General features: G+C 36.7%; 19 protein-coding genes, 1 pseudogene, 1 riboswitch and 2 other annotated features. Of the genes and pseudogenes, 4 read left to right on the top strand and 16 right to left on the bottom strand.

Translation table 11 applies throughout. The features are described 5' to 3' along the window. Positions 1 to 21 precede the first annotated feature (21 nt). The 4 genes from IGL30_RS02750 to IGL30_RS02735 all read right to left on the bottom strand — a co-directional run bounded on the left by IGL30_RS02750 (position 22) and on the right by IGL30_RS02735 (position 4,845). Entirely contained in the window at positions 22 to 1,452 is a 1,431-nt protein-coding gene (locus tag IGL30_RS02750) for an amino acid permease (protein ID WP_010719895.1), read from the bottom strand. Between the two features lie 29 nt (positions 1,453 to 1,481). Further along, positions 1,482 to 2,690, bottom strand: a complete 1,209-nt coding sequence (locus IGL30_RS02745; RefSeq protein ID WP_088744975.1) for an ammonium transporter — start codon at positions 2,688 to 2,690, stop codon at positions 1,482 to 1,484. Positions 2,691 to 3,093: 403 nt separating this feature from the next. Further along, entirely contained in the window at positions 3,094 to 3,687 is a 594-nt protein-coding gene (locus IGL30_RS02740) for a YczE/YyaS/YitT family protein (RefSeq protein WP_010738324.1), read from the bottom strand. A 270-nt stretch (positions 3,688 to 3,957) separates the two neighbouring features. Further along, positions 3,958 to 4,845 carry an oligosaccharide biosynthesis protein Alg14 gene (locus IGL30_RS02735; protein WP_430618530.1) on the bottom strand — a complete coding sequence of 296 codons (888 nt, stop codon included), beginning with the start codon at positions 4,843 to 4,845 and terminating at the stop codon, positions 3,958 to 3,960. 348 nt (positions 4,846 to 5,193) lie between these two features. Here IGL30_RS02735 and IGL30_RS02730 point away from each other — a divergent pair, with 348 nt between their 5' ends. Together IGL30_RS02730 and IGL30_RS02725 are read left to right on the top strand one after the other, a co-directional pair. Then, entirely contained in the window at positions 5,194 to 6,531 is a 1,338-nt protein-coding gene (locus IGL30_RS02730; protein WP_010719900.1) for an amino acid permease, read from the top strand. A 131-nt stretch (positions 6,532 to 6,662) separates the two neighbouring features. Further along, positions 6,663 to 7,106: a DUF305 domain-containing protein gene (locus tag IGL30_RS02725; RefSeq protein WP_034699754.1), complete on the top strand. Its 444-nt coding sequence runs from the start codon at positions 6,663 to 6,665 to the stop codon at positions 7,104 to 7,106. 70 nt (positions 7,107 to 7,176) lie between these two features. Here the strand turns inward: IGL30_RS02725 and nhaC are convergent, their stop codons facing one another. From nhaC to mgtA, 7 genes are all read right to left on the bottom strand, one after another. After that, on the bottom strand, positions 7,177 to 8,589 hold the full coding sequence (gene nhaC / locus IGL30_RS02720; RefSeq protein WP_088744977.1) for a Na+/H+ antiporter NhaC: 1,413 nt from the start codon (positions 8,587 to 8,589) through the stop codon (positions 7,177 to 7,179). 372 nt (positions 8,590 to 8,961) lie between these two features. After that, positions 8,962 to 10,197 carry a M20 family metallopeptidase gene (locus IGL30_RS02715; RefSeq protein ID WP_088744978.1) on the bottom strand — a complete coding sequence of 412 codons (1,236 nt, stop codon included), beginning with the start codon at positions 10,195 to 10,197 and terminating at the stop codon, positions 8,962 to 8,964. A 74-nt stretch (positions 10,198 to 10,271) separates the two neighbouring features. Continuing rightward, positions 10,272 to 11,108, bottom strand: a complete 837-nt coding sequence (locus tag IGL30_RS02710) for a MetQ/NlpA family ABC transporter substrate-binding protein (protein ID WP_010738329.1) — start codon at positions 11,106 to 11,108, stop codon at positions 10,272 to 10,274. A gap of 13 nt (positions 11,109 to 11,121) precedes the next feature. Further along, positions 11,122 to 11,802 (bottom strand): methionine ABC transporter permease, encoded by a 681-nt coding sequence (locus IGL30_RS02705; RefSeq protein ID WP_010719905.1) that lies wholly within the window; start codon positions 11,800 to 11,802, stop codon positions 11,122 to 11,124. 1 nt (position 11,803) lies between these two features. Next, positions 11,804 to 12,877 (bottom strand): methionine ABC transporter ATP-binding protein, encoded by a 1,074-nt coding sequence (locus IGL30_RS02700; RefSeq protein WP_088744979.1) that lies wholly within the window; start codon positions 12,875 to 12,877, stop codon positions 11,804 to 11,806. Between the two features lie 63 nt (positions 12,878 to 12,940). Next, positions 12,941 to 13,178 (bottom strand) — a binding site (T-box leader). A gap of 38 nt (positions 13,179 to 13,216) precedes the next feature. Further along, positions 13,217 to 13,452, bottom strand: a binding site (T-box leader). Between the two features lie 77 nt (positions 13,453 to 13,529). Next, positions 13,530 to 14,201: an HAD family hydrolase gene (locus IGL30_RS02695; protein ID WP_123875039.1), complete on the bottom strand. Its 672-nt coding sequence runs from the start codon at positions 14,199 to 14,201 to the stop codon at positions 13,530 to 13,532. A gap of 314 nt (positions 14,202 to 14,515) precedes the next feature. Next, positions 14,516 to 17,164: a magnesium-translocating P-type ATPase gene (mgtA, locus tag IGL30_RS02690; protein WP_010738332.1), complete on the bottom strand. Its 2,649-nt coding sequence runs from the start codon at positions 17,162 to 17,164 to the stop codon at positions 14,516 to 14,518. Positions 17,165 to 17,511: 347 nt separating this feature from the next. Then, positions 17,512 to 17,686: riboswitch (M-box (ykoK) riboswitch) on the bottom strand. Positions 17,687 to 17,905: 219 nt separating this feature from the next. Here mgtA and ndk point away from each other — a divergent pair. Beyond that, the gene (gene ndk / locus IGL30_RS02685) at positions 17,906 to 18,349 is read left to right on the top strand and encodes a nucleoside-diphosphate kinase (RefSeq protein ID WP_010719910.1); all 444 of its coding nucleotides are present in this window, start codon (positions 17,906 to 17,908) and stop codon (positions 18,347 to 18,349) included. A gap of 113 nt (positions 18,350 to 18,462) precedes the next feature. On the opposite strand, the pseudogene IGL30_RS02680 reads toward ndk, so the two are convergent. Both IGL30_RS02680 and IGL30_RS02675 read right to left on the bottom strand, forming a co-directional pair. Beyond that, positions 18,463 to 19,375: pseudogene (locus IGL30_RS02680) on the bottom strand (helix-turn-helix domain-containing protein). A 502-nt stretch (positions 19,376 to 19,877) separates the two neighbouring features. Further along, on the bottom strand, positions 19,878 to 21,953 hold the full coding sequence (locus IGL30_RS02675; RefSeq protein WP_088744981.1) for an LTA synthase family protein: 2,076 nt from the start codon (positions 21,951 to 21,953) through the stop codon (positions 19,878 to 19,880). A 117-nt stretch (positions 21,954 to 22,070) separates the two neighbouring features. Between IGL30_RS02675 and IGL30_RS02670 the strand changes: the two genes are divergently transcribed. Then, the gene (locus IGL30_RS02670; RefSeq protein ID WP_260222031.1) at positions 22,071 to 22,223 is read left to right on the top strand and encodes a hypothetical protein; all 153 of its coding nucleotides are present in this window, start codon (positions 22,071 to 22,073) and stop codon (positions 22,221 to 22,223) included. Positions 22,224 to 22,348: 125 nt separating this feature from the next. On the opposite strand, the gene IGL30_RS02665 is transcribed toward IGL30_RS02670, so the two are convergent. From IGL30_RS02665 to IGL30_RS02655, 3 genes are all read right to left on the bottom strand, one after another. Beyond that, positions 22,349 to 22,984, bottom strand: coding sequence for a hypothetical protein (locus IGL30_RS02665; protein WP_123875041.1), 636 nt, complete (start codon positions 22,982 to 22,984; stop codon positions 22,349 to 22,351). Positions 22,985 to 23,390: 406 nt separating this feature from the next. Continuing rightward, positions 23,391 to 24,941, bottom strand: coding sequence for a bifunctional metallophosphatase/5'-nucleotidase (locus tag IGL30_RS02660; protein WP_123875042.1), 1,551 nt, complete (start codon positions 24,939 to 24,941; stop codon positions 23,391 to 23,393). Between the two features lie 426 nt (positions 24,942 to 25,367). Next, positions 25,368 to 26,648 carry an extracellular solute-binding protein gene (locus IGL30_RS02655; protein WP_010719917.1) on the bottom strand — a complete coding sequence of 427 codons (1,281 nt, stop codon included), beginning with the start codon at positions 26,646 to 26,648 and terminating at the stop codon, positions 25,368 to 25,370. Between the last annotated feature and the right edge of the window lie 10 nt (positions 26,649 to 26,658).

Below are 26,658 nucleotides of genomic sequence, written 5' to 3'. Positions count from 1 at the left end.
TTAATAACCAGCTTTCAATTTTTATTTATTATTTGCATGTTGAAATTTATGACGATATGCATAAATCGTAAAAGGAATAACTGCAACAATGAGATATGAAATGACTAAAATCGTTTCATAGATTCCATGTTGGCCTGCAGCAATACTTGAAGGTGGTACAAAAGAAATACAAAAAGCAAATAGTGAAGTCAATAATCCTAAACAAGCGACAATGGTTTTGACAACTTTTCCACCTGGCACTTGATAAGCCCGTTCTAATGAATCATCTTTGTAAACTAATTTTAAATAGCCAATAAAAAACATAAAATACAGCATCAAATAGATAACTACTGTTAGTGACATAGCTGCAAGGAAGGATAAATTATTTCCGCCACCACTTAATGTAAAGACAGTTGCCCAAATGGATGCAACGATCCCATTAGCAATCATTAAGTTTGCCGGTACACCATAAGCATTTTCTTTCGCAAAATGTGCGGGTAATAAACCTTCTTCGGCAGCCACATGTAAGGCTTTAGATGGTGAAGTGACCCATGATGCAATTTCTCCAATAACCCCTAAGCACACTAAGATAGCAAGAATTTTTGCAATCCAAGCAAGACTAGGATCAATGTGTCGCAATAAAAATTCAAGAGATTGAATAACCCCTGTATTGAGTGATAATCCTTGTTGAGGAACAGTTGTTGCCACTGTCAATCCACCAAATGTATCCAAAATAATCGCTAATATAACTAATACGAACATCGCTAGTGGATAATTCTTTTTAGGATTTTCCATTTCATTTGCATGACTAGCGGAAGTTTCTACCCCCATATACGCTAAAATAAATGAAACAAAAACGACTAATGTTGGTAATTTTGAGAAATCAGGTATCAATGTTTTCATTGATAGTGTCGTTTGTAAGGGTGCGCCAGAAGCCACATAGTGGATACCTAATCCGAATAGAACTAGTGCTGGTAACAAGATCCCTGCAATAAATCCGATCCGAGCAATCAATGAAGTATATTTTGTCCCTCTTAATTGAGACAATAAAATAGCCCAAAAAATAATTAAAAGAATCGCTAATTTCAAAAACTTATTATTTTGAATCGCAGAGATTCCTGTTGCATAAGATAATGCTCCTGTCAGGAAATACAACATCGTTAAGTAACCAACTGTGATTTCAAACCATTGGAAAAAGATGGCAGCAAATCCAAATCTTTTACCTAGCGTGCGACTTACCCAAGTGTAGACACCGCCTTTTTCCCAGCCTTTAACAGTTGCCATTTCAGCCGCGCATAATGCTACCGGAATAAACCATAACAAACCGCCTAACAACAGGAAGAAAACCAAACTAAAGCCCGATGTCGCAAATGTTGGGTACTCATAAAGTGAAACAACCATTGAGATCGTCATGGCTAAAAAGCCAAAAAATGTTAATTTCTTCGCAGGAATTTTCGCTTTGCTTTCTTGCATGAAACTTCCTCTTTTCTACTATATTTAATTTATTTATTTTCAAAAAACGTGAAATCTAATCCTTCTTCTTGTTCTTCTTTCGTCGTCGTGATGATCGTTAGACACATGATGCTCTTTAAGATACCTGCTGTGAGCGCATAAGCGTATAAGGCAACTAGACAAACACCGATGATTTGAACACCTAATAGGAACCAGCTGTGTGAATCAGAGAGCAAATGAGCATTTGTAGCAAAAAGCCCAATTAAGATGGTTCCAGTAAAACCACCCATGCCATGTACACCCCATACATCAAGTGCATCATCCCAATTTTTCTTCTTACGAAATGCAACAGCATACTGACAAACAATTCCGGCAATGATTCCGATGATGATGGCACTTCTTGGATTAATATAGCCTGCACACGGTGTAACTGTTGCAAGTCCAGCGACAGAACCAGTTAAAATGTCGACAAAATCAAAACCATTCCCTCTGATTTTCGCTAAGATCAACCACGTCATCATCGCAAATGCCAACGCAACAAAAGTTGAACCAAAAGCATTGACCGCTTGGTAATCTGCTCGGAGTGCCCCTCCAGCATTAAATCCAAACCAGCCAAACCAAAGAAGACCTGTTCCAATAGCTGCTGCCATCAAACTACTATGTCCTGATCGTTTAGAAGTAGGAATCTTTCTTTGTCCAAGTGTCAAAATACATGCCAACGAGCCGAAACCTGCAGTTGTATGGATGACAGCACCACCAGCAAAATCTCGGAAGCCTAATTGTGCTAAAAATCCGCCTCCCCATATCCAGTGACAAACAGGGAAATAAATCAGAAGATTCCAAAAAATCAAAAGCAAAACATAACCTTTAAGATTCAATCTTCCAGCAAAGGCCCCCGTCATCAATGGAACGGTGATTACGATGAACATCAATTGATATAAAAAGAACATCAAAAAAGGAATCGTTGCTCCATGTAATAAATTAGGTGCGTTAGAGACATGCTTCATTAAAAAAAAGTCAGCTGGATTACCAATTAGTCCACCGATATCTCTACCGAAAGCTAATCCAAAACCACCAAATATCCACATCAAAGTTGTTATTCCTACTGAAAGAAACGACTGTGCCATAATAGTTGTGATGTTATTTTTCCGTGCCAGCCCGCCATAAAAAAATGCCAAGCCAGGAGTCATCAAGCAAACCATTGCGGTACATAAAATCATAAATGCTGTATCACCTGTATTGATAGGTAAATGATTCATTCGTTTTCACCTCTTTTCTATAGCTTGAGTATAAAAAATTTTAACATCTGTTTTTTGTTTATCTTTTTGTGTTTTGTATCGCCAAATCCGAAATAAACTAAAATATTGGTCTAATTACTTCTTAAAAGTCTTACCTTATTTAATATGTATCCGTTTTTTTAATCACTTTATCTAGCTGTCTGATGGATTTCCAGAGAAAATCCGCACAAAAATAATGCTGTTTTTTGTTTTTTTATTTTGTTATCGTTCAACTTTTTGAACAAAAATAAACTTTCTCTTTATTTTTTTCATTAAACTGAATCATTAGTAAACAAAACAAAAAAGAGTCTGGATATCAATCCGACTCTTTCTATGTAATACATATAAATATGATGTTCGATTTGCACAGAATTGCTTCACACGTTTAAACTCTATTCAATTGCTTTAGTGTTAATCCAAAGATTGGTCCAATCGCTAGTACACATAGAAGTGTTCCGATACCAATAGGGGCACCTAATAATACGCCTACAATGACCATTAGTGCATCTAAACCGATCCGAATAAAAGTTAAACTAAATCCCGTAAATTTAAAAAGCAATTGAGTCAGTGCTTCTAATGCAGCAGATCCTTTGTTTGAAGAAACATATAATCCCGCTCCAACCCCAAATAAAATAGGGGCTAAAAGAACTGCCATGATCGAATAACCAGTCATGTTAACTGAAAGTTTATTTAGCCATGGTTCAATCTGTCCAATCAGTAATCCCAATCCAAAACCATTGATTAAACTACCGATCCCTAATTCTTTTCGATTGAAGATAGCAACGATTCCTAACACTACTGCATTAAACAACAAACTAGCTACCCAAAAGGGAATATCGATCAACGTCAACATTCCTAATAAAAAAACACTGATCGTGTCTGCGCCTTTATGTGCAGTGATCAATAATGTGATCGCTAATGCAATCATACTGGTCCCTAAAATCACTTGTATTATTTTTTTTCGTTCTAATCTATTCATTTTTCCTCCATCAAACCAAAAGATCCGCTTGTTGAACGATCAGATATTAAACAAATGACGATACATTTATCATATCTGATACGCCAACTAAACCTATGGAGCCTATTTTACTATTAAATAGGAAGAAATAACTATCAACTATTACGGCTACCACTGAAATAATTAACGTAAAAGGAAGCGATTTATCTGGTATAATGAGAAAAGGTTTACATCGTTAAAAGAACGAATGTTTTTCTAAAAAATTTTTCCAGCTTTTTCACCCATACATTCTTAATCTTCTTTATGATACTCATATTTTTCAAAGTCTACTTTATCTAGCCATAAGAACCTTTGAGCCCAATTATTGACATCAAAAAAGTTTAAAATGTTCGGATCAACTGGCTGAAAAGGTGAATGCAGGAATTCCGGCAATTCCTCCAAATTTCGTTCCTGCAGTAAAAAGATATTTTGAGGATTATAAAAATAGTAGCTTTTAATTGCTTCATTGTCAGTCACTAACTTTTTCTCAAAAAAACTAGATTCAAAAGTTCGTAAAGTGACTCCTTTTTGTCCTGCTCTCATGAGTTCTAAAATTCCTTGTGATTGTGCGGTCAATGCTAAATAATCTGCGTAAGAAAGATAATTCGCCTGCTCATTTCCTCGTGAAGGTAAAATATAATAATTGGTTGTAAGTCCACGCTGTTCAAATTCCTTGCGATAGCTCTCTGCTAGCTCCTTACGACCATTATCAGTGGCACCAAAAAACAAATCAGAAGTGACTTCCACCTGAGGAATCTTCATCTTTTTAGAATAAAATGAACTATTGTGGCGTAATCCAAGTTTTTGCGCCTCTATCCGGTCAAAATGGTATATTTCATCGACGGCCGATTCGTTTTGTGCTTGTTGAAGCATTCTAAAGTGTTCCTCTTCTTTCAAATGATTCCAAAAGTATAAAACGATTTTAGCTGTTGTATAAGGGCGGATCTTCGCAGCTATTTCCGTTTCGAATCCATAATCTAAAAAAACGATCAATTCATATTCTTTCAATTTGGGATGGAAAAAATTAAAATACACTGGATCTAATAAATCTTTTCCCGAAATGACATCTAATGAATCAATCGAGGGTAAAAAATACAACGCTTTATCTTTTGCAACCAATAAGATAGGCAATTTTGACATTCTGGTTTCCTCACTTTCCTATGACCATTATGGTTCATTTGATTAATTCAATAGTAACATGAAAATTAGTGATTTTTTGCTATCATAATTTCTTCCCTTAGGAAAAGACAAACAAAACGCTCTCTTATTAGGGTTTGCTCCTACTATCAAGTTTTACGCTTACATAGGAAATTTATGACAAACATATGATGTTTTCATTAAAGTAGAAATTTTTATTTACAGAATTGTTGAAATTGTCAGATAATTTGCTATGATATAAAAAGTTATTTTTCTACTTAATATAGTTATCAATCATTTGACTGCGATTGTTTCGCCGTCAATAGTTTAGTCTTAGAAAAGGGGTTGCTTATGGAGAAAACTGAAACAAACAAACTAAAAAAACAACTAAGTTCCAGACACATCACGATGCTAGCACTGGGGGGTGCTATTGGTGCGGGACTATTTAAAGGAAGTGGCGAAGCTATTGGGATTGCCGGTCCTGGTGTCTTGATTGCTTTTTTGATTGGTGGGGCTGTTTTATTCATCGTAATGAATGGTCTTGGTAAATTAGTTTTAGATGACGGGGATACCCAGCATGGATTATCGGGGCTTGTTCGACCTTTTTTAGGTGCCCATTCTGCTGACTTTATCGACTGGGTTTACTATTCATTATGGACGATCAATATTATTGCCGAAGCTGTAGCGGCAGCATCCTTCTTACAATTATGGTTTCCAACGATTCCACCTTGGACCTTTGTCTTAATTCTAGCCGTGTTGACAACGTTGATTAATTTATATTCTGTGCGGTTATTTGCTGAAACTGAGTATTGGTTGGCATTTGCTAAAATCAGCGTAATCATATTGTTGATTATCTTCGGGATATACCTGGTAGGTCATCAAATGTTTGACATTGGGGTCTTTCCTACACTAAACAGTATTACGGATCATGGTGGCTTTGCCCCTCATGGTATGAAAGGAATCGTCAACTCGTTACTCGTAGTTATTTATTCTTATGGTGGTTCAGAATTGATTGCGATCACAGTAAGTGAAGCCGACAATCCAAAAAAAGCGATTCCTAAGGCAATTCGTGGAGTAATGGGACGAATCATTTCATTTTATATCATTCCATTGTTCTTGTTATTAATCATTTTCCCTTGGGATACCTTGGCAAACTCATCTGCTAGCCCATTTGTGATGGTATTTGAAAAAATGCATATTCCATTTGCCGCTGATCTTGTAAACTTTGTGATCATCTTAGCGCTCTTTTCTTCCATCAACTCAGGTGTATATGCTTCTTCACGTTTGCTGTATTTCCGTTTAAAAGACAAAAAAGGTGCAGCAAAAAAACTATCTGTTTTGAATAAACACCATGTTCCACAACGTTCCGTATTATTTTGCGCAAGTGTTTTATATTTAGGCGTTGTTCTTTCTTACTTTGTTGGTGACAAACTATTTGGCTATTTGGCTGGTTCTCTTTCCTACACTGTCTTAGTCATCTGGCTTATGATCAGTATTGCAGCCTTTATCCTTGCTTTAAAGAAAGGTTCTCTTTTTGAAAAAGGGGTAAACTTATTAGCAATCGTAGTTTTAGGATTGATCTTTGTGGGAATCTTCTTCACTAATTCAATTGGTGTGACATTATTGACTGCCCTTCTTTACTTGGTGATTTTCTTTAGCTACCGCAAGAAAAATGATATCTTTGCTTAAAAGCCCTATAAATAGCTTGAGTTCCTTAAGCCAAAAACAAGCAACTAAGTTGTACCAAACAATTTAGTTGCTTGTTTTTTTGTAAGCTGAGAAGATAAAAGTTGGGGAAAAAATAAAAGGAGTGTTTTTAAATGAAAAAGTATTGGAAATTTTTATTAATGATTGGGGTATCGACCGTCATCATGTTTGGTATGATGTATTTGAATGTCTACTCGATCGATCATCTTTTCTTTAGTCGTACACGGGTGTTCATGGCATTGATGATGGGCGCTGTAATGGCGATCATCATGCTCTTATTTATGTGGAAAATGTATGAGAATAAAACATTGAACAAAATCATTTTAGGGGTAAGTGTCTTAGTATTTGCCGGTTCTTTGTTTATGGTCCGTAGTCAAACAACAGTCAGTGATGTCGCTTGGATGAAAGCCATGATCCCTCATCATTCGATTGCTATTTTAACCAGTAAACGTGCCAATTTGAAAGATCCTGAAGTCAAGAAATTAGCAAACGACATCATCGAAGCGCAAGAAAAAGAAATCGAACAAATGAAGAAGTTGATTGAAGAACAAAAATAAGTATATCGTAAAAAAAACGCCCGAAACATTGCTGTTTTGAGCGTTTTTTTGATTCAAATATTCCCATGGTTTATTCGTTAGTATCGATACCAAGCGTTCCATTCGGCTTTTCGTCTATTTTTGCGATCCCTAATCCAGTAAAGGCGCTAACCATTGAAAAAACTGGTGAGAGTAAACTGAAAAAGACAAATGGTAAGTATGTGAGGGTTGGAATCCCAAAGGTACTAGCTACAAAGCTACCCGCAATTCCCCAAGGTACAAGGTAATTGATCACTGTGCCACCATCTTCTAACGTTCTACCTAAAACAGTTGGGTCAAACCCAGCTTTCTGGTAAGTTTCTTTGAACGCATTCCCAGGTAAGATAACTGATAAAAATTGTTCTCCAATAAAGAGATTGACACCAATACTTGTCATCAATGTGGTGAAAATCAATTTTGGTGTATTGGTCATTTTCTTAGAAACAACATCCATAACAGTGGAAATCAAACCGAATTCAATGAGTAATCCACCAAGTGATAATGTTAAAATGATCAAAGAAACAGTTGGCATCATACTTTCGATCCCACCACGACTAAGTAATGAATCAATTTGTTGATTGCCAGTAGTTGCAACGAATCCAGATTCAATCACTGTCGCTAAACTACTAAGAGAAGTTTGCGGATTCTGAATAAAGATCATTCCCACCGCCACAGCTATATTTAATAGAATAGTCAAGATAGCTGGTACTTTTTTCCAAGCACATAATAACATTAAGAACAAGGGAATCAACGACCAAAAAGAAATTGTAAAGTTTGCTTCCAGAATATCAGTGACTTCTCGGATAGCCGTTAGACTAGTTTCTCTATTTGTGTGTCCAAGAACCATGAACAAAAAGAAGGAAACGACAAAAGCTGGAACCGTAGACCACATCATATGTTTGATGTGCTTGAATAGATCGGCATCAACGATTGCTGCGGCTAGATTGGTTGACTCTGACAAAGGAGACATTTTATCTCCAAAAACAGCACCTGAAACAATTGATCCCACGACTAACGCTGGATTAATTCCTAATGTCGTACCAATACCGAAAAATGCGATCCCAATCGTTGACATGACAGTAAAAGCACTCCCTACTGCACTACCGATGATAGCACAAACAACAAATACAGAAGGAACAAACCACTTGACACTTATCAATTTAAAACCAATAACCATAAGTGTCGGGATAATTCCTGCTTGGATCCACACCGCAATCAGTGCGCCGACTAATATAAAGATAAAAATCGGAATGATTCCCGGTTTGATTCCATTGATAATTCCTTCATGTAACCACTCTGTTGGGTATCTTTTCACTACAGCGTAAAGCATGATCATTCCAATTGCTGCTAAGATCGTAATGTTTGGTGATAATTTTAATCCGACAACCCCAATTGCTATACTTGCCACAATCACCAATAAGACAAATACAGCTTCTTTAAAACTCGGTTTTCCTTTTTTCTTCATAATCATTCTCCTTTTTTAGTTAATCGAAGTACTAAAAAAGAATAGATATCGAATGACTCCGCCACAATTCATGGGCATTTCCCCCTCTAATCAAACAAAAAGAACTATTTTCAACTAAGGACGAATGACTCCGCGGTACCACCTTAATTAAAAACAGTTCTGTTTTTCACTTTGATTTAACTATTTAGTTTTTATTCCTTTTCATGTAATTCGACATTTCGGCTTGATCGGTTCGCAGCTACCACCGACTTTCTGAACAAAACACCTGAAACGCTACTATGTGAAAAGTTGACTTTCATGAAGTTTACCTTCTGCGAGATTTTTTGTCAATACAAAATGACTATTTTTTTCAAATCATAAATCATTATTTATTTAAAAAGTCGAACCAGTTAACTGACTTTTTTCTAAAAGTTGTTGGTGTTCTTCCTGAATCTTTGTCAATAAAGCTGGTTGTTCGAATAAATCTAAAGCGGTAGTCGCTAATAGTTCTGCTGCAATGGCGATCGATGCCAACCCTTTTTCACTTTTTGCGGCTGCTTTAAACTCTTCCGAATGTCCAGCGATATATTCATCTGAAATCGAAATAGTTGGTTGAATCGTCGGAATCACTTGACTGACATTCCCTACATCAGAGGACCCTAAGCTGGTCTTTTCTGTTACATCGATTTCCGTTTCTGGAACTCCAGCTGCTTTTGCATGTGTAAAAAACAACTCATCGAAAGAAGGTGTCGGAATCATATGATCTACCGCATTTTGAAACAAACCAAATTCATAGCTTGTGCCCGTACTCAACGCAGCCCCTTTCACGATTTGTTCCACTTTTTTAAAGACTATATCTAATGTTTGTCGATTGCCAGCCCGTAAATAAAAACGTCCTGCAGCATATTCAGGGATGACGTTAGCAGCAACTCCGCCGTTAGTGATGATCCCATGGATATTGACATCTTTAGGTAATTGTAAGCGTAGTGCGTTGATACCATTAAAAACTTGGATCAGGGCTTCTAATGCGTTAACTCCCTTTTCGGGTGCAGCAGCAGCGTGAGAAGCAACTCCATAAAATTTGATATCAACTGGATCATTAGCTAGCGATTCGGTTGTTTTTCCGTAACGGTAAGCTGGATGAGCACATAAAGCAGCCGCCACATCGTCAAATAATCCCTCACGAACAAAGCTCCCTTTCGCTGAACCATTCTCTCCTCCTTCTTCCCCTGGTGTTCCATACACTCGGATCTCACCACCAATTTCGTCAATTTGTTTCTTAATGATACTCGCGGCTAATACGGAATACGTTCCAAAAAGATTATGTCCACACGCATGTCGAATTCCAGGAAGTGCATCAAATTCAGCTAAAAATGCAATCGTCGGACCTGGTTTATCTGAGCGATAGCTAGCAGCAAATCCTGTACGGTGTCCAGCGACCTCCTTTTCAACTGTAAAGCCTTCTTTTTCTAACTGGCGAATCAATGCAGCAGATGAATAAAATTCGTAATTGCTCACTTCTGGATGTTGATGGATATCCAAGGCAAGTGCTTGATATTCTGGTAATCTTTCTTGGATCGCTTCTTTCAATAAACTGGATCGATTCGTTGAAATAGTTGATGTAGTCATAAAAAAATTCCTCCTTGTATGCTGGCTTCAGATAAAAATTTCTAGTTAATTTGAGCTGTACTTTCTGATGATGCTCATTTACGACCAAAGGTTTTCCATGCTGGAACACTCGAACCTTTTGACGTTTCTTCAATGACTTTAGCAGTTGCTTCAGTTTGATAAGTATCAACGATTTTTTGATACGTACGGTTTGTTTCATCTTCTTTTCGGGCAACAATGATGTTGACATAAGGGCGGGCACGATCATCCACTGGTTCTAAGAAAATTGCATCTTTCGTTGGTGTGAACCCTGCATCGACTGCTACCCCACTATTGATGACCGAAAGACTCACATCGTTTAGCGCACGTGCTGTTTGCGAAGCATCCAATTCTGTGAGCTTAAGTTTTTTATCGTTTTCTGTCACATCAGAAATCGTCGGAGTCTGTCCCTTCGATGGATCAACTTTAATCAGCCCCGCTGATTGAAGAAGAAGTAAAGCGCGTCCCCCATTGGTTACATCATTAGGGATGGCTACTTTTGCACCTTCTTTTACTTCCTCAATCTTTTTGATCGTATTGGAATAGATTCCTAATGGGGCATTTACGGTGTTTCCGATTGAAACTAGATTTGTGCCATGTTCTTCATTATAGTTATCTAAAAAGAACTGGTGTTGAAAGGCATTCAAATCAATTGAGCCATCAGCTAAGGCCGCATTTGGTTGATTATAATCGGTAAACTTTACATATTCTAATTCAATATTCTCCTTTTTTAGACGTGCTTTTACATCGTCCCAAACATCTGTATCTTCACCAATCACCCCTAATTTGACAGTTGTTTCTTTTGTTTTTGTATCTGCCTTTCCTTGACTACAGCCTGCCAACCAAAATAATGCGACGAATGTCACTACAGCAAATCGAATCACTTTTTTCATTTTTTCTCCTCCATTAATGTGATATTTTTTTAATTAAAAAATTACTGATAAATTGACTTAAAAACACCAATGCCAAAATCAATAATGTCGCAACAACCGTTACGTCTGTTTGAAATCGATTATAGCCCCGAGAAATAGCTAAATTTCCTAAACCACCAGCTCCTACAGCACCTGCCATTGCGGTTAAGCCAATAACATTGATGATCGTTAAAGCTGAGACACGAATGATACTAGGTAGTCCTTCCAGTAAATAAACACGAAAAATGATACCCAATGGACTCGTTCCCATTGCTTGTGCAGCTTCGATAACACCGGGATCAACTTCAAGCAAGGCATTTTCGATTTGTCGAGCAAAAAAAGGTACGATACCGACAATCAAAGGAACTAGTGCTGCCGTTGCTCCAATTGTTGTTCCGACAATAAAACGAGTCGTCAATGCAAGTAAAGAGAGTAAAATGATAAATGGAATGGATCGTACGATATTGATCACCTTATCAAAAAGTTCAAAACATAAGCGGTTTTCAATTAATCCTTTAGGGCGGGTAACGACTAAAACCACCCCTAATATAATGCCCAAGATTCCCCCAATCAAAGCAGACCAGAAAGTCATATATAGTGTTTGCTTTGTCGCTTCAATGAATTCATCTGGGATCAAATAAACATTTGGCAGATAGCTTTTGAGCCATTCGTTCATCTTAAACGCCTCCTTCAACGAGTTTGATTCTTTCTTGTGTTTCATGTTTTTGTAAGAGATTGACTTTGATACCTAATTGGATCAAATAATCTAGAGCTTTTTGTTTTTGAATGCTATCTCCCGCTAAAGTTACCACCAAGCTACCTATCGGTGTTTCTTGCAGCCATTCGATATTGCCATAAAGAATGTTTGCTGTTACTTGGTATTTGCTATACAACTGGGCAATCAATGGTTCATTCGTTTGGCTCCCCACATAACTCAGTTCAACTAGCCATTTATCCGTAAGCTCTTCTGCAAAGCCTTGCTGTCCAGTAATCTTTTCCAATGCTTGATCTAAGTGAGTCGCTGTACGTATAAAATCTTTCGTTAGTTCTTCTTTTGGATGACTAAAAATTTGAACACTACTTCCACTTTCGATAATTCGTCCAGCTTCCATCACCGCCACTTTATTACAAATTTCTTTTACTACTTGCATTTCGTGGGTGATCAAGACGATCGTTAATCCTAATTGGCGATTTAATTTTTTGAGCAACGCTAGAATTTGATGAGTCGTTTTTGGATCAAGGGCACTCGTCGCTTCATCACAAAGCAATATTTTGGGATCATTTGCTAAAGCTCTCGCAATCGCTACTCGTTGTTTCTGTCCACCAGATAATTGGTTGGGATAGGCAGAAGCTTTTTCCTTTAACCCTACTAAATCCAGTAAGTCACTTACTTTCTGACGACGTTCCTGTTTTGATTTCCCAGTATACTTTAAGGAGAAATCAACGTTGTCAAAAATTGTGCGACTTTCCATTAAGTTGAAATGTTGAAAAATCATACCAATCGTTTTCCGTTCTTTTCTTAATTCTTTTGGTGTGAGATCACTTAAATTCGTCTGCTGAATGATTACTTCCCCCTTCGTTGGTTTCTGTAAGAAATTCATCACACGAACTAATGTGCTTTTTCCTGCCCCAGAATAGCCCACAATGCCATAGATATCTCCTTGGGACACCGATAAATTCACTTCATTGACAGCTGGGATGTCTTTACCTTTTTGCTCAAAATGGACACTGATGTTTTTTAACTCAATCATTCGTTCTCCTCCTTGTTGTATAATAAAAAAAGGCATCCTCAAGAAAATGAACTCAATCATTTCCTTGAGGACGCCTTTTTGCGTGTTACCACCTCATATTCAAGCCACATTCACATGTCGCTCCTCTTCAAGTACAAACATACTCTAGCGAGATACCGGTCGCAGCCGTTACCGCCTCACAAAATGCTTGGGGTAAAATGCTCAGTAGCCATTTTCCAATCGTTCCTCTTTGCTTCTTCTCAGCTCCCGAAGCTCTCTGTTAAAAGATTTCCAACTGTACTTACTACATCATTGCAAAAAAATATAAAAAAAAATCCTCTTACCAACAAAAAATGTTAGTAAAAGGACGACGAATCGTGGTACCACCTTTATTCGGAAGTTTCCTTCCCTCTAGCCAACGTCTCACTCCTGAGAGATTGGGGTTCAGTTTAACGGTTGAACGACGACCGAATTTATCTACTTATCGACAAATTATTCTCCAAGGCCATTTTCAACTTTGCGGATTTGACTCTTTTCACCAAACAGAGCCTCTCTAAGAAATCGTTCAAGTTTACTTTCCTTATCAACGAATATACTTATTTAGTTGTTGCGAATAATTTACCGTACTCATAATTAAAAGTCAAGGAAGAAGTTTACAAAAAAAATGATTGAATTATTTTGTTGTTTTTTTATCTAACATTTCAATAACAGTTCGTAAGTCTTTTCCTTCAGCAAGTAAATTTAATTTTTCTTTTTCTTCTGCTGTATAATTTCGTTCAAAACTAGTATCTGGAATTAAAACAACGCCCATCCCAGCTCGGGAAGCAGAAGTAGCTCCAACTAAAGAATCTTCCACTGCAAATGCTTCTGAAGCAACTAATTTTGTTCTTTCTAAAGCGGTTAAGTAAGGAACAGGTGAAGGCTTGTTTTCACTTACTTCATCACCGAATGTCATCGTATCAAAATAATTAGCCAAATCAAATTGGGCTAAGATATCAGTCGCTCTTTTAGTAACTGTCGTTGTCGCTAATCCAAGTCGTAAGTCACGTTTTTTTAATTCAGCTAAAACTTCTTTCGCATAGGGTTTTAATTGTATCCCACCGTTATGAAGCTGTTGATAAAAATATTTTTCACGCTTGGCACGAACTTCTTGAACTTTTTCAGGGCTTCCAGCTGCTTTCACTAAAATGTCAAAACTTTGCTTCCAGTTTTTACCTCCCCAAGCATCTACTACTTCTTTGGGAATCGCTAAATCATACTGTTGGAACCCCCATAACCAACCATCACGATAAGTTTTCTCCGTGTCAACTAATAGTCCATCTAAATCAAATATTGCGCCTTTCATTTTTCACTATTCCTTTCAGAAAACAATATCCATAGTTTAGCATGTTTCATTGTTATTTGCACAGAACGAATCATATTTTCCTTTCATAATAAAATGAAAGGTGTAGAAAAAAATGAGTCCGAGGCACTTTTGAAGTGCCCCGAACTCATGATTAGAGGTGAGAATGGATGGGTAAACGGTGTTCATTCATCAACTCCTTGCAATAAGCCTGAATTTTTCAAAACATGAGAAGCTGTTTCAAAAAATTCTTTCTTATTGTCTTCGGAGCTACCCGATGACTTCACAACCTCTTTTTAAATGGTATTCATCAACCATTACAATAGTTCACCAAATTTTTTAATATAGAATTTTTTGACCATTGTCACTAATGTCAAGTAAGCTAAAATCGTTACGACTAACCAAGTCCAGTAAGTTCCTGGTAACGGCATCAAACCTAGTTCTGCACCAAAGCCTGTAAATGGCAGAATCGAACCTACAACGATTCCTAATGTCGTAATCGTAAACATCGCAAATGTCGCATTGCTTTGAATAAATGGAATCTTTGGTGTCCGTAGTGCGTGTAGGACTAATGTTTGTGACCATAATGATTCAACGAACCAACCTGCATGGAACAACGCAATAAATACGATCTTTTGTTGTGCATCTAATGTATGGAAATCTCCACCTACAACTGCTGGACAAATGATAAAGTACATCAATAAGTAGGTAGTGATATCAAAAATCGAACTCGTAGGTCCAAAATACACCATAAATTTCCCAATGCTTGATGCTTCCCATTTTTTAGGCTCATGTAAGTATTCTTTATCCATTTTATCCCATGGAAGTGAGATACAAGACACATCGTAAATCAAATTCAAAAAGAGAATTTGCAGTGGCAACATTGGTAAGAATGGTAAGAATGTGCTAGCAACTAAGACAGAGAACATATTCCCAAAGTTTGAACTTGCAGTTGCCTTGATGTATTTCATGATGTTCCCAAATGTTTCTCGACCAGATAAAAGACCTCTTTCTAAAATCGTTAAATCTTTTTCTAGTAAGATCACATCGGCTGATTCTTTTGCGATATCTACTGCTGTATCAACCGAAATACCGATATCCGCTACTTTCATTGCCGGTGCATCATTGATACCATCACCTAAAAAGCCCACGGTATGGCCATTTTGACGTAAAGCTGTCGTTAAACGAGCCTTTTGTTGAGGATTCAATTTAACAAATACTTCATGATTTTCAGCAACTTGTGCTAATTCGCGATCATCCATTTCTGAAATCTTTTCGCCAGTGATCAATTCATTAATTTCCAGACCCACTTGACGACAAACCGAACGAGTGACTAATTCATTATCACCAGTTAAGACTTTGACTGCGACACCATGATCTTTCAATGCTTTTAGTGCTTGTTTCGTCGTTTCTTTTGGAGGATCAAGGAAAGCAAGGTATCCAATCAATACCATATCTGATTCATCTTTCACTGAAAATTCGCCAACTACGCTGGGGTTTGTTTTTTGGGCCACTCCGATTACACGTAGACCATCTTCATTTAAATCTCTCACTTTTGCAAGAACTGATTCTCTTTTTTCATTGGTTAATGGACTAACGATCCCATCAATGTCGATGTAATTAGAGATACTCAACATCTCTTCGATAGCACCTTTGGTAATCATTTGTGTTTTACCTGCGGTGTCCTCTACAACGACACTCATCCGACGACGTTCAAAGTCAAATGGAATTTCATCCACTTTGCGGTAATTGATTTTATCGGTTGCTAACGTTTGTTTGGCTTCATCAATAATTGCTACATCCAACAGATTTTTTAATCCTGTTTGATAGTAACTATTTAAATACGCATGGCGTAAAACACGATCATCTTCTTTACCAGAACAATCCATGTGGTATTCTAAAATGATTTTATCTTGAGTCAATGTCCCAGTTTTATCCGTACATAACACGTCGATCGCACCAAAGTTTTGGATTGCATTCAAATTTTTGATGACCGTTCCTTTTTTCGCCATCACGCTAGCACCTTTAACTAAGTTCGTAGTAACAATCATTGGTAACATTTCAGGTGTAAGACCGACTGCTACAGATAAACCGAATAGAAAAGCTTCCAGCCAATCCCCTTTAGTCAACCCATTGATAACGATAACTGTTGGTGCCATTAAAGCCATGAATTTGATCAATAACATGGATGTTTTATGAATACCAATTTCAAAGCTTGATTTGATCGGCTTTTCAGAGAGCGTTTGAGCCACATGTCCAAATAATGTTTCATTACCAACAGATACAATAATACCTTCAGCACTCCCGCTGATAACGTTACTTCCCATAAAAGCCAAATTTTCATAACTAGTTTCACTCAAAGTCTCATCATCGTAAACAATCGCTTGCTTTTCGACAGGGTAACTTTCACCAGTTAAGGCAGCTTGTGAAATAAATAAATCTTTGGCTGACAACAGACGCATATCTGCAGGAATCATATCACCTGCTGATAATCGAACAAGGTCTCCACAAACGATTTCTTCCATTGGAATCTCAGTATAATCACCGTTACGTTTAACTGCTGCGGTTACTTTTACCAATGATTTTAATTTTTCTGCGGCTTGGTTAGAGCGAACAGATTGAACCAACGTCATCGTTCCACTGACGATGACCATCGTAAAGATGATAATTACTCCAAATAAATCTTTATCCCCAGGAGCGGCTAACACGTATTCTGTGATAAATGAAATCACTCCGAGTGCAATCAATACCAAGGTGAATGGTGTAATATAAGCTTTTAAAGCTTCTACAATAAAGGGTGTTTTCTTCCCATAAGAGATTGAATTTTCACCATATTTTTCTCTTGATTCTTCAATTTGTTCGTCTTTCATTCCTTGATCAGTCGAATGAAAGAAGTTCAATAATTCTTGTTTTGTCTTTCCTGCAAATGCAGCATACATTTTTTGTGTATCTCTCTTTTTTTCCATCTCATTTTTCTCCTTAGACCCAGTAAATATAAGCAATACTTATTTAAGCTGGGTTATTTTTAGTTAGTTGAGTAATGGAGAAAATGTTGTATTTAAAGGGGCTGAAAACAGATAGATAATAGCCTCAGCCAGCAATTTCTCTCGCATTATTTTCTTCGCAGGACTGTCATCCATTTGTTCTCATCTCCTTTAACTTGATAGAATTGTTCTTGTTTCTCTTTCGTTTTAAAAGCATCAACTTCCCAACGAAACCACCTCCATTTTTTGTTTGTTAGGATTGTTTCAACACAAAAAGACCTTTCATCAAAAATTCAGCGAAAGGTCGAAAAAGCACATAAAAAAAAGCTTCTTTGATCTCATCGTTGAGTTTTGACACTGTACAACGTAAAAAGCAATTCCTTGCTTTTAGCTACCTTATGAAAAGCCTTGTCTCGACAATTCCTGTTCTACCCATTGGCGTCTCTCGACGTTTTTGGGCAGTAGCCTGTGTTTGTATAGGAGCCTCACCTAACAAATCCTATTTAGTTTTCCTTCGTAAATATAACAACTTATGCACCGATTGTCAAACTTATTTTTTGCTTTTTCCAAACATTTATGGTAAATAAATTGTTTTTGATTGATGGGGTTAGAAAATTCTTATTGAATTTAATAGCCCGCATGTTGATCAGCTTTTTCACTTTGATTGTGGGTTTACTCAGACACCAGTATAATAAAGGTATAACAAAAAAAGGGGTGTATCAGATGGAACGTACATTGGTCATTATCAAACCGGATGGTGTCAGACGTCATTTAATTGGGCGGATCATCCAACGATTTGAAGAAAAAGGATTAGCAATTACTGAAATGAAGTTTGCAACAATGACAAAAGAACTCGCACAAGAGCATTATCATCACTTAAGTGGTCGGAGCTTTTTCGATGAATTGATTGATTATATGACCTCGGGACCAGTAGTCTATCTTGTTTTAGCTGGAGAGGATGTCATCGATATCGTCCGTAAGATGGTCGGTGCAACTAAAGCTGTAGATGCTGTTCCTGGAACGATTCGTGGAGATTATGCCTTACCTGGAACTGAAAATATCATTCATGCATCTGATTCAAGAGATGCTGCAACCAATGAAATCAATCGTTTTTTCCCATTATTCGATACAAAAAAGCAAAAATCTGAGATCGTTCATCCTGAATGACCAAACAGATTTGCTCTTACTGATAGTTGAGTGAAAGAGCAGAAAAGTACCTGACAGTTCGTTTAGTCAATGATTGTTGCAAGGTCTTTTCTACTCTTATTCACTTGTCTTACTTATTCTTGTTCTATCTTGGCAATCTGTTCAAACAGCATCATTTTTTTCTCTTCCTCTTTTATCACTTCCAAGAGTTTCTCTTCAAGACGTTTGCGCTCTTTCTTGCCTAGAGTATATTCGATGACCGTAAAAAAAGTATTCAGCTCTTTTGAAAGTGGCTCACCTAAGGCTTGTGCAATCAGCTTTCTGTAGTATTCTGTCATCAAACTTTCATAAATGATTGTTGATTTTTCTTTGTGTGCCAAACTGCGAGACATATCGAGGTTGATACTACGTGCTTTTTTGAAACGTTTTTTATCGATATAATAAAGCGTGAGATTCATTAAAAATGTAAATAAATAGTCTTCATTCAAAGAATCGGTCATTTGTCGCATTCTTTTTTTGATTTTCAAGTAATGATTGTCTAGAAATGAATCACTGAAAATATAGGGATACTTGGAAAGAATGTCTAACTCAAAATGACCATATTCCATGATTTTCATAAAGTATTCTTCAATCGTACGACACTCATATCCTAGAAATTCTAATTGCAACTCCATTTTTCCATTCGTCTGCCAAAACATCTGTAGATTTAACATTAAATAGTATAAATCAGCTGTTTTTTTTTTATTGCTTTCGGTTGTTGGCGATTTCCTTATAAGGATCAAAGTTCTCTTCTTGGATTTTATTTAATAGATGCCGACTTTTCTTCGTTTTTTTGGGTTCTTCAAGCTGATTACGTAACCATTCATATTCGGCCAAAGAAATATTTAAGCGTTCCAAGAAGGCTTTTAGTGTACAAAAAGAGATCTTCTTTACGGTATGATTTTCGATTCCTACTAGAGATGTTTTAGAACAGATTCCCTTTGCTAACTGTGTTTGTGTCAACTTTCGATTCACTCGAAGTTGCTTGATTAATTCTCCATCATACATAATTGATCGTTACCAAAACCAATAACTGAGTGAGTGCCATGTACGAAACAGTTGATCTTCCATCCTTCTTGTAACACTTCTACAACACGTATCACATGACCGTTTGTATGATAAGAAATGTTTAGCCAAAGTGTTGAAAAATAAATTAGCTGCTTGGATCTGTGCTTCTATATGTACATGTTCGTTCATTGCCAGTTGTTGTTTTGATTAAACGTTTCCCCTCCTTGTTGTTTCTGATTTTTATTCTTCGGTCAACCTATAGCTGACAAGTTTATCCTATTTTCCTTTTCTATTTTTATTTGATTCAACTGAATTCAGCCATCATTTTTTACACCTATCCAAATTTCCTCGGATTTTTCACTTCCAAAAGAATCGCTGTAAAAAATTTGTTTCCTTCACTAATTACATACGCTAAAATAAAAAAGTTTACGAATTATATAAAAAAAACTTCCAAAAAAGTGAAAACAAATCGACTTTTTTGGAAGTTTTGTCAACTATTCATTTAATTATTCTCATCTGTTTCTGCAGGGTAAAGGTTAGTCGTTGTTTTATTTCCATTTTTAGAATAAACACTCGTGGACTTGCTTCCTTTTTGTTTTTCAATGGTTTCATTTTTCTCTGCATCATTTTTATAATCATACTTTTTAGGATCAATCGTTTTAAAGTTATCTGGTACATAGAAACGTAATAGATTCTCTTGATTCAACTTATCAGATAAACTTAAAGCCGTTTTGACTTGATTCTGATCTTTTTCCACTTCTTTTTGGATACCAGCTTTTTTAGGATCAATGATTTCCCCTGTTTGGTTATCATAAGTTTTTCCATCTAAAACGGTATATTTAGGTGTCACAAAATTACCATTTCTAAAGGCAACCAACTGATCATGCTGTGGTGAAAGCAAATCTGTACCAAAATGGATATAGTCTTTATCATTGATTCCTACTAAGTGTAACAGGGTAGGTAACACATCAATTTCGCCACCATATTCATGATTGATCTCACCTTTTTTATAACCTGGAATGTGGAACATCAATGGCACTCGCTGCATTTGAGCATTATCAAAATCATCCCAAGTAGCAGGGTCTTTTCCTAAGGCTTTCGCCAAGTCTTTATTATCCGTATTGGATATTCCAAAATGATCTCCGTAGATGACAAACATCGAATTTTGATAGATACCGGATTTTTTCAAATACGTAAAGAATTGTTCCAACGATTGATCTAAATAATGAGCTGTCCGAACGTAATCATCTACTCTGCTATTGCCAGTCTTCAATGATGGGAAATTAAAATGTTTATCGTCTGTATAGTATGGCGTATGATTGGTTACCGAAAGAAACTTAGTATAGAACGGTTGTTGTAAATGTTCCAAATATTTAGCTGATTCTCTGAATAAGTCCTTATCTAAAATACCATATCCCAATGTTTCATCTGAACTATTGAAATAAGAACGATCAAAGAAGTTGTCATAGCCTAAATTTTTATACACATGATCTCGGTTCCAGAAGCTCCCGACATTTCCATGGAAAACCGCGCTCGTATAGCCTTGCTGTTGCGCCAAGATTGCTGGAGCAGCTTGGAACGTGTTATCTGAACCTAGCTCGGTAAACAAAGAACCTTGTGGTAAACCAAAAGTTCCCGTCTCTAACATATTTTCTGCATCACTTGTTTTTCCTTGCCCAACTTCATGGAAGAAATTGTCAAAGCTGATCGTTGATTGATTCTTATAGATACTATTTAAGAATGGCGTTACTTCTTGACCATCTACCTTCATATTGATTAGAAATTGTTGGAAGCTTTCTAAATGCAGGACAATGATGTTTTTCCCTTTAGCCACGCCAAATGTTGCTGGATTAGGAGCAGCATAATGATTTTCGGTGTATTTTCTCACTTCTTCTACACCATTACTACTTGCATGCGCACGAACACTACTTGTCATCCCTGTTTTGATAGCATCGTAAATAGTATAGGCATCGATTCCCAAATATTTGACGATGTAAGAACGGTCAAACGTCCGTTGCAACAATTGGGGACGATTTGCTTCACTAAGCGCTAAATTTCCTGAAAAAATCAACGCTGACAGACAAGTGACTGCGATCGCCACTGGTTTAGAGACTGCAGGACTTTTTACTGGTATTTTTTTAACAAACATCCAGATGATGAGTCCTACAAATACTAATATATCCAACCAATACAAAATGTCATGAGGTCTCATTAATGCAAAGGAACTTCCTGATAAACCTTGTGAAACTTTAGAAAAGCCTAGAATAGACTTTACGGTCACGAAATCTGTAAATTCTCGATAAAAAATAATATTCAAATAAAGCAAAAGCGTATTTAAAATATCAATGATTAAAAGAACAATCAATGCGGGTTTCAATTTTTTTATATATAATGCTAAACCAAAAAACAACAATGTCGTTGCAATTGGATTAATCCACAGAATAAAGTATTGGATGCTGCCTTCAACGCCCAATGAAAAATCAACGTAATAGGCAAAGATCGTTTTCAGCCAAAAGAAAAAACTAGCTGTCAAAACAATCAGCAAACGATTTTGGCACAATTTTTTCAAATGTGTCACAAGTATCACTTCTCTCTTTTATTTTTTTTTATTCTGCTCCTAAAAAATGAAAATTTCCTAAAAAAAGGGTTATTTTAAGATTTTTTTTAGAAATGAAGGGAGCAATTATGGATATCTATGCCAAAAAAAAGAACCCCTCAGACTAAATATGTCCATCTTGAGGAGTTTTTGTTAGCTGTTTTTGTTTTGGTCAACCTGAACTACAATAGTTCTAGTTATCGAATGAAGCAAGAACAATCAGTCAAAGATTCAGCAAAAAAAGTAACTTAGTAAAAACAAATGAACTTCCATCATTTCAAACGAATGACTATCATGCACCTTTCAGTACTTGAGCTGGAAAAGACGTGTTGCCCCATCTATTTCACAGTTTGCGTACTCTTACTAAAATACTCGTGTTACTTTGCCTTCTGTTGCTGACTTGCTTTGCTGTTTTTTGTGCTATTTTTAGTTGTACGACTCGATTGCGTCTTGGACTTACTTTGGGTCGTACTTTGAATTGTTTCCGAACGTTCAGAAGAACTTTCCTGAGTCGGCTCAACCTGAGTCGTATCAGAATTTTCTTTGACTTCTTTATTCATTCTTATCCAATCTTTCAGACGGGTACTAACAACCTCACGATTCACCTTATCTGAATAGCTGGTTATTACTTTTCCGTTCTTTAATCGAGCTAGTTTTTCTCCGTCATTGGTTAAAAGTAAGACGGTCAAATGTTTATCGTTGAATTGATATTGTCTTAACGAAATAGCACTTAAGACATCATCAATATTGATAAACTGATTACTTTCCTTGTCTTTTGGCAAATAAAGCTCTAATTCTCCCTTATCATAGTTGGCTACTATCTTGTAATCCTTCCACCAATAAGTAGAAAATTCCTTTTTAAATTTATCTACTGATTCTTTACTTGCAATGATTTTTTCTGTTTCTAGTTGAGCGATATCTGCTGTCATTTTTCCTGAAACTGCGGCTGATAAAAAAAGCAGTAAGAAAAAACCAACTAACCAAAAGAGAAGAAAAGGACGTTTTTTTCTCATACCTTTCTCCACTCCCATTCAAATTTGCCTATTCCATTATATACAAAAAATGAAGAGTAAAGACAAAAAAGTAAAAAAAGATATTAAATAACGAAAATTTTTTTATAAATAACCCATACTGATGGATCGTTTTTATAAAAAAGGTTGTAACTAAATTTATAGTAAAGCAAATTTAGAACGTTTCTAAGATCATACTTTCACCAAAAAAACGTTATAAGTACATTGAAAATAACCTGAAACTTACAACACTTGAGACTGTTAATCATTTACAACAATTACCTTTTGGATTAGTTTTGATAAACAATTTTGTTAATTGCATGCTTCGATTTATTTACCTTCGTTTTGGCTTGCTCTTTTCTTGAATAGACTTGAATAGACAGATTTCACTAATTTCTGTCCCCCTTGTTTACTTGATTACCCGAAAGTTATGATTTACTTCAGCATGAATTTGTTGATGTTTTCTTAAATAATCAGCAATCAGTTCAGTCATATCGATTTGGATTTCACGAATGATTTTATCGGCAGAAAACATGTGATAATTCCCACCACCGACCGCTCTGTACTGATTCATGACTACTTCCAGCTCTTCCTCAGGATGGATCGGGTTGCCTGCTCTGGCTAATTTAGTGATCCTTTGCCCTACTGGTTGACGTAAATCGATCTCATAATCAATGCCCTCATACATGTCATAATTATAATACTGTGGTTTAGGTTCAATGAACGCAGGATTAAATACGATCTCGCCTGATTCTATTGCCAAGAAGTTTGCTGTTTGTTCTAAGGCATCTCTTAGATCCTGCCCTGTAATTTTAAGAACTGCTAAAGTATTAGGATAAATATAATTGGTAATAATTTCTCTCATTGTAATAGTTTCATTGAATCCTTGACCTTCATTGTTGAACAGAGCCGTTCCAGAAATCGATACTCCGCTGGCAGCCATTTGCACCCGATTAATAAACTCAATATAAGGATGTTCCACGATTCGTGCTTGCATCGGATCAGTGATTTTCATGTCTCCTTGTACCTCTCCCACTGTTTGATCAAGCCATGTTTGCAATTCATTTTCTGTTTTTTGAACAAGTGAAAGAATGTCTTCATCTGCCTCGTCAGTTACTAAGGAAATCAGTTCTGCTTTTCCGTCCGAAACACGATAACCATTAACCGTTCGTTCCAAGGATAATTCGATTTTACCTAAAAATTCGCCACGATAGCCCGGTTGGATAATCGGCACACCATTTACCTTCGCAGCAATCACTCGATGTTGGTGCCCAGTAATCAACGCATCCATCCCAGCTACTTCTTGAAGTAGTTGGAAGCCTTCATTTTCGCCAGTCAATGCTTCGGTGGGTTCGCCAGTCTCTAAATCTTTCTCGAATCCACCATGATAAGCTACAACCACTACATCTGCTAATTCTCTAAGTTTAGGTACATACTGTTTCGCTGCTTCAACTGCAGATACAAATTGTAGGTCTTTAATTGTTTCAGGTTGTTCCCAATGGGGGATATATTGCGTGGTCAACCCTAAAATCGCCACTTTGATCCCTTGTTTTTCAATCATCACATAGGGCTGTCCAAAATAAGGATCGCCTTTGCTCGTTAAAATATTAGCAGATAAGACAGGATGATGATAACTAGTGATAGCTTGTTCTAAGTAAGATAAGCCATAATTAAATTCATGATTTCCTAATATACTAGCATCCACATCCATTTCATTTAAGACATTCGTTAATTCTGAGACGTGGTGATCTTGTTGTTTTGCTAAGTAGTAACTAAAAGGTGACCCCTGAATGAAGTCACCGTTATCAATGACATAAAGAGGGTCTGGGCTAGTTTCTCTGATTTGTTTGATCCTACTAGCAATTTTTGCATAGCCATAAGGTTGTTCTTGATCCGTCGCATAGTTTGTTGGATAGATATACCCATGGACGTCACTAGTTGCTAACAATGTTATTTTCATACTTGTCTCCCATTTCATGCGACTGAACCAAAACTTGCCTCAGTCTTTTTTAGTCTCTCTAAAAACGAATAAACGGTGTTCAAACATCAGCTCCTTGAAATAAGCCTGAATTTTTCAAAACATGAGAAGCTGTTTCAAAAAATTCTTTCTTATTGTCATCAGAGCTACCCGATGTTTTCACGACCTCTTGCTAAACGGCGTTCAAGAAGCAACTCCTCAACAATAAGAGAGGAGCTAAACGCTTCTCTCACAACCTCTTGTTCACAGCGAGACAAAAGCAGCATCTTCGAAAAATAAGCCGAAATTGACCCAAAATTTGAGAAGAAAATTTCGGAAACTCCTTCTTATTTCTTGATGTTAAACACTTTTGTCTCAACCGCCTAAAGCAAACAAGCTAACGTTCTGAACGTTCTTTCGTTCGATTGTTTATTGATTCCAAGCATCTTCCAATTGAGGAACGGAATCTTTTATCAGTTTCTTCGTATCTTGATTCGTATTCGATAAAATGTTTTCCATGATCGAACGTACCTCATTATAAGCAGGATCTGCGTTTTCAATCACAGGGATCGAGAATAGATCAGAAGTAGCTGCTTCTAAATATTGTGGTACTTTTGTTTCTGTAGAATTCTTGTATTCATCACTTTCAAGAACCGATTCAACGATTGGCATATAACCAGTCATATTTGCCCAATACAGTTGGTTTTCCGGTTGCGCTAAAAATTTCATATATTCAAAAGCAGCTGTGCGTTTTTCAGCACTGGCACTACTGAACATATAGATATCCGTTCCTTGTTGCAAATTGATTTTTTCAGGACGTGGCGCAACGCCATACTCAAATTTTCCTTCAGTATCTTTTTTCACATAACCTTCTCCAGCAATCGAGCCAACAAACATTGCCACTTGTTCATTTGCAAAAGGACCTGACAAGTACTTATCCGATCCAGCAATTCGGAAATAACCATCTTTGACGCCCTCAGCATAGTAATCGATCACTTTTTGTGATTCTTTCCCATCTAAAGCTAAGTCTTTGTCAAAATCAACCCCTTGATTCTTCATACCGATCGCATAGTAGTTATTCAATGAATCAAACCCAGCACCCACCACTTGCCCATCTGATTTTTCATAGATCGTTTTTGAAGCTTCTTTTAATTCTGCTAGTGTCGTCGGCACTTCAACGTTATATTGTTTTAATAGATCTGCATTGTAGAAAAGCATTTCCGTTGATTTGTTAAAAGGGATACCATATTGTTTGTCATCAATTTTAGCACCTTCTAATAATGAATCACGGATTTCTTCCTGATCCTTCCAGCCAATCGTATCATTTTCGATATAAGGGTCTAAATCAACCAACATCTCATCTTGAGCGGCATTCCATAGCCATCCTGGATAAGCTTGAGTGATTGTCGGCAGATCCTTAGGTGAAGGTAATGTCGAATTGATTTTTGCTTGAAGATCCGAATATTGCGATTGATTTTGCAACTCTACCTTGATATTAGGATTTTCTTTCATGAAGTCATCTGTAAGTTTAGTTAATGCTTCTTCTTGCGCACCATTCATCGCATGCCAGAAGTTGATCGTTGTCTTTTCATTGATTTCTGTTACGATATCCTCACTTGAACTATCTACCTTTTCATTCTTTCCACAAGCACTTAACGCAAATACTGCTGCTGCAGCCACAAACACAGAAGCCCATTTTTTCATTTTCATCTTCTTTTTA

Source organism: Enterococcus sp. DIV1089c, assembly GCF_050530965.1.
GTDB lineage: Bacteria > Bacillota > Bacilli > Lactobacillales > Enterococcaceae > Enterococcus_B > Enterococcus_B hirae.
This window is presented reverse-complemented; position numbering and strand designations above follow the sequence as displayed.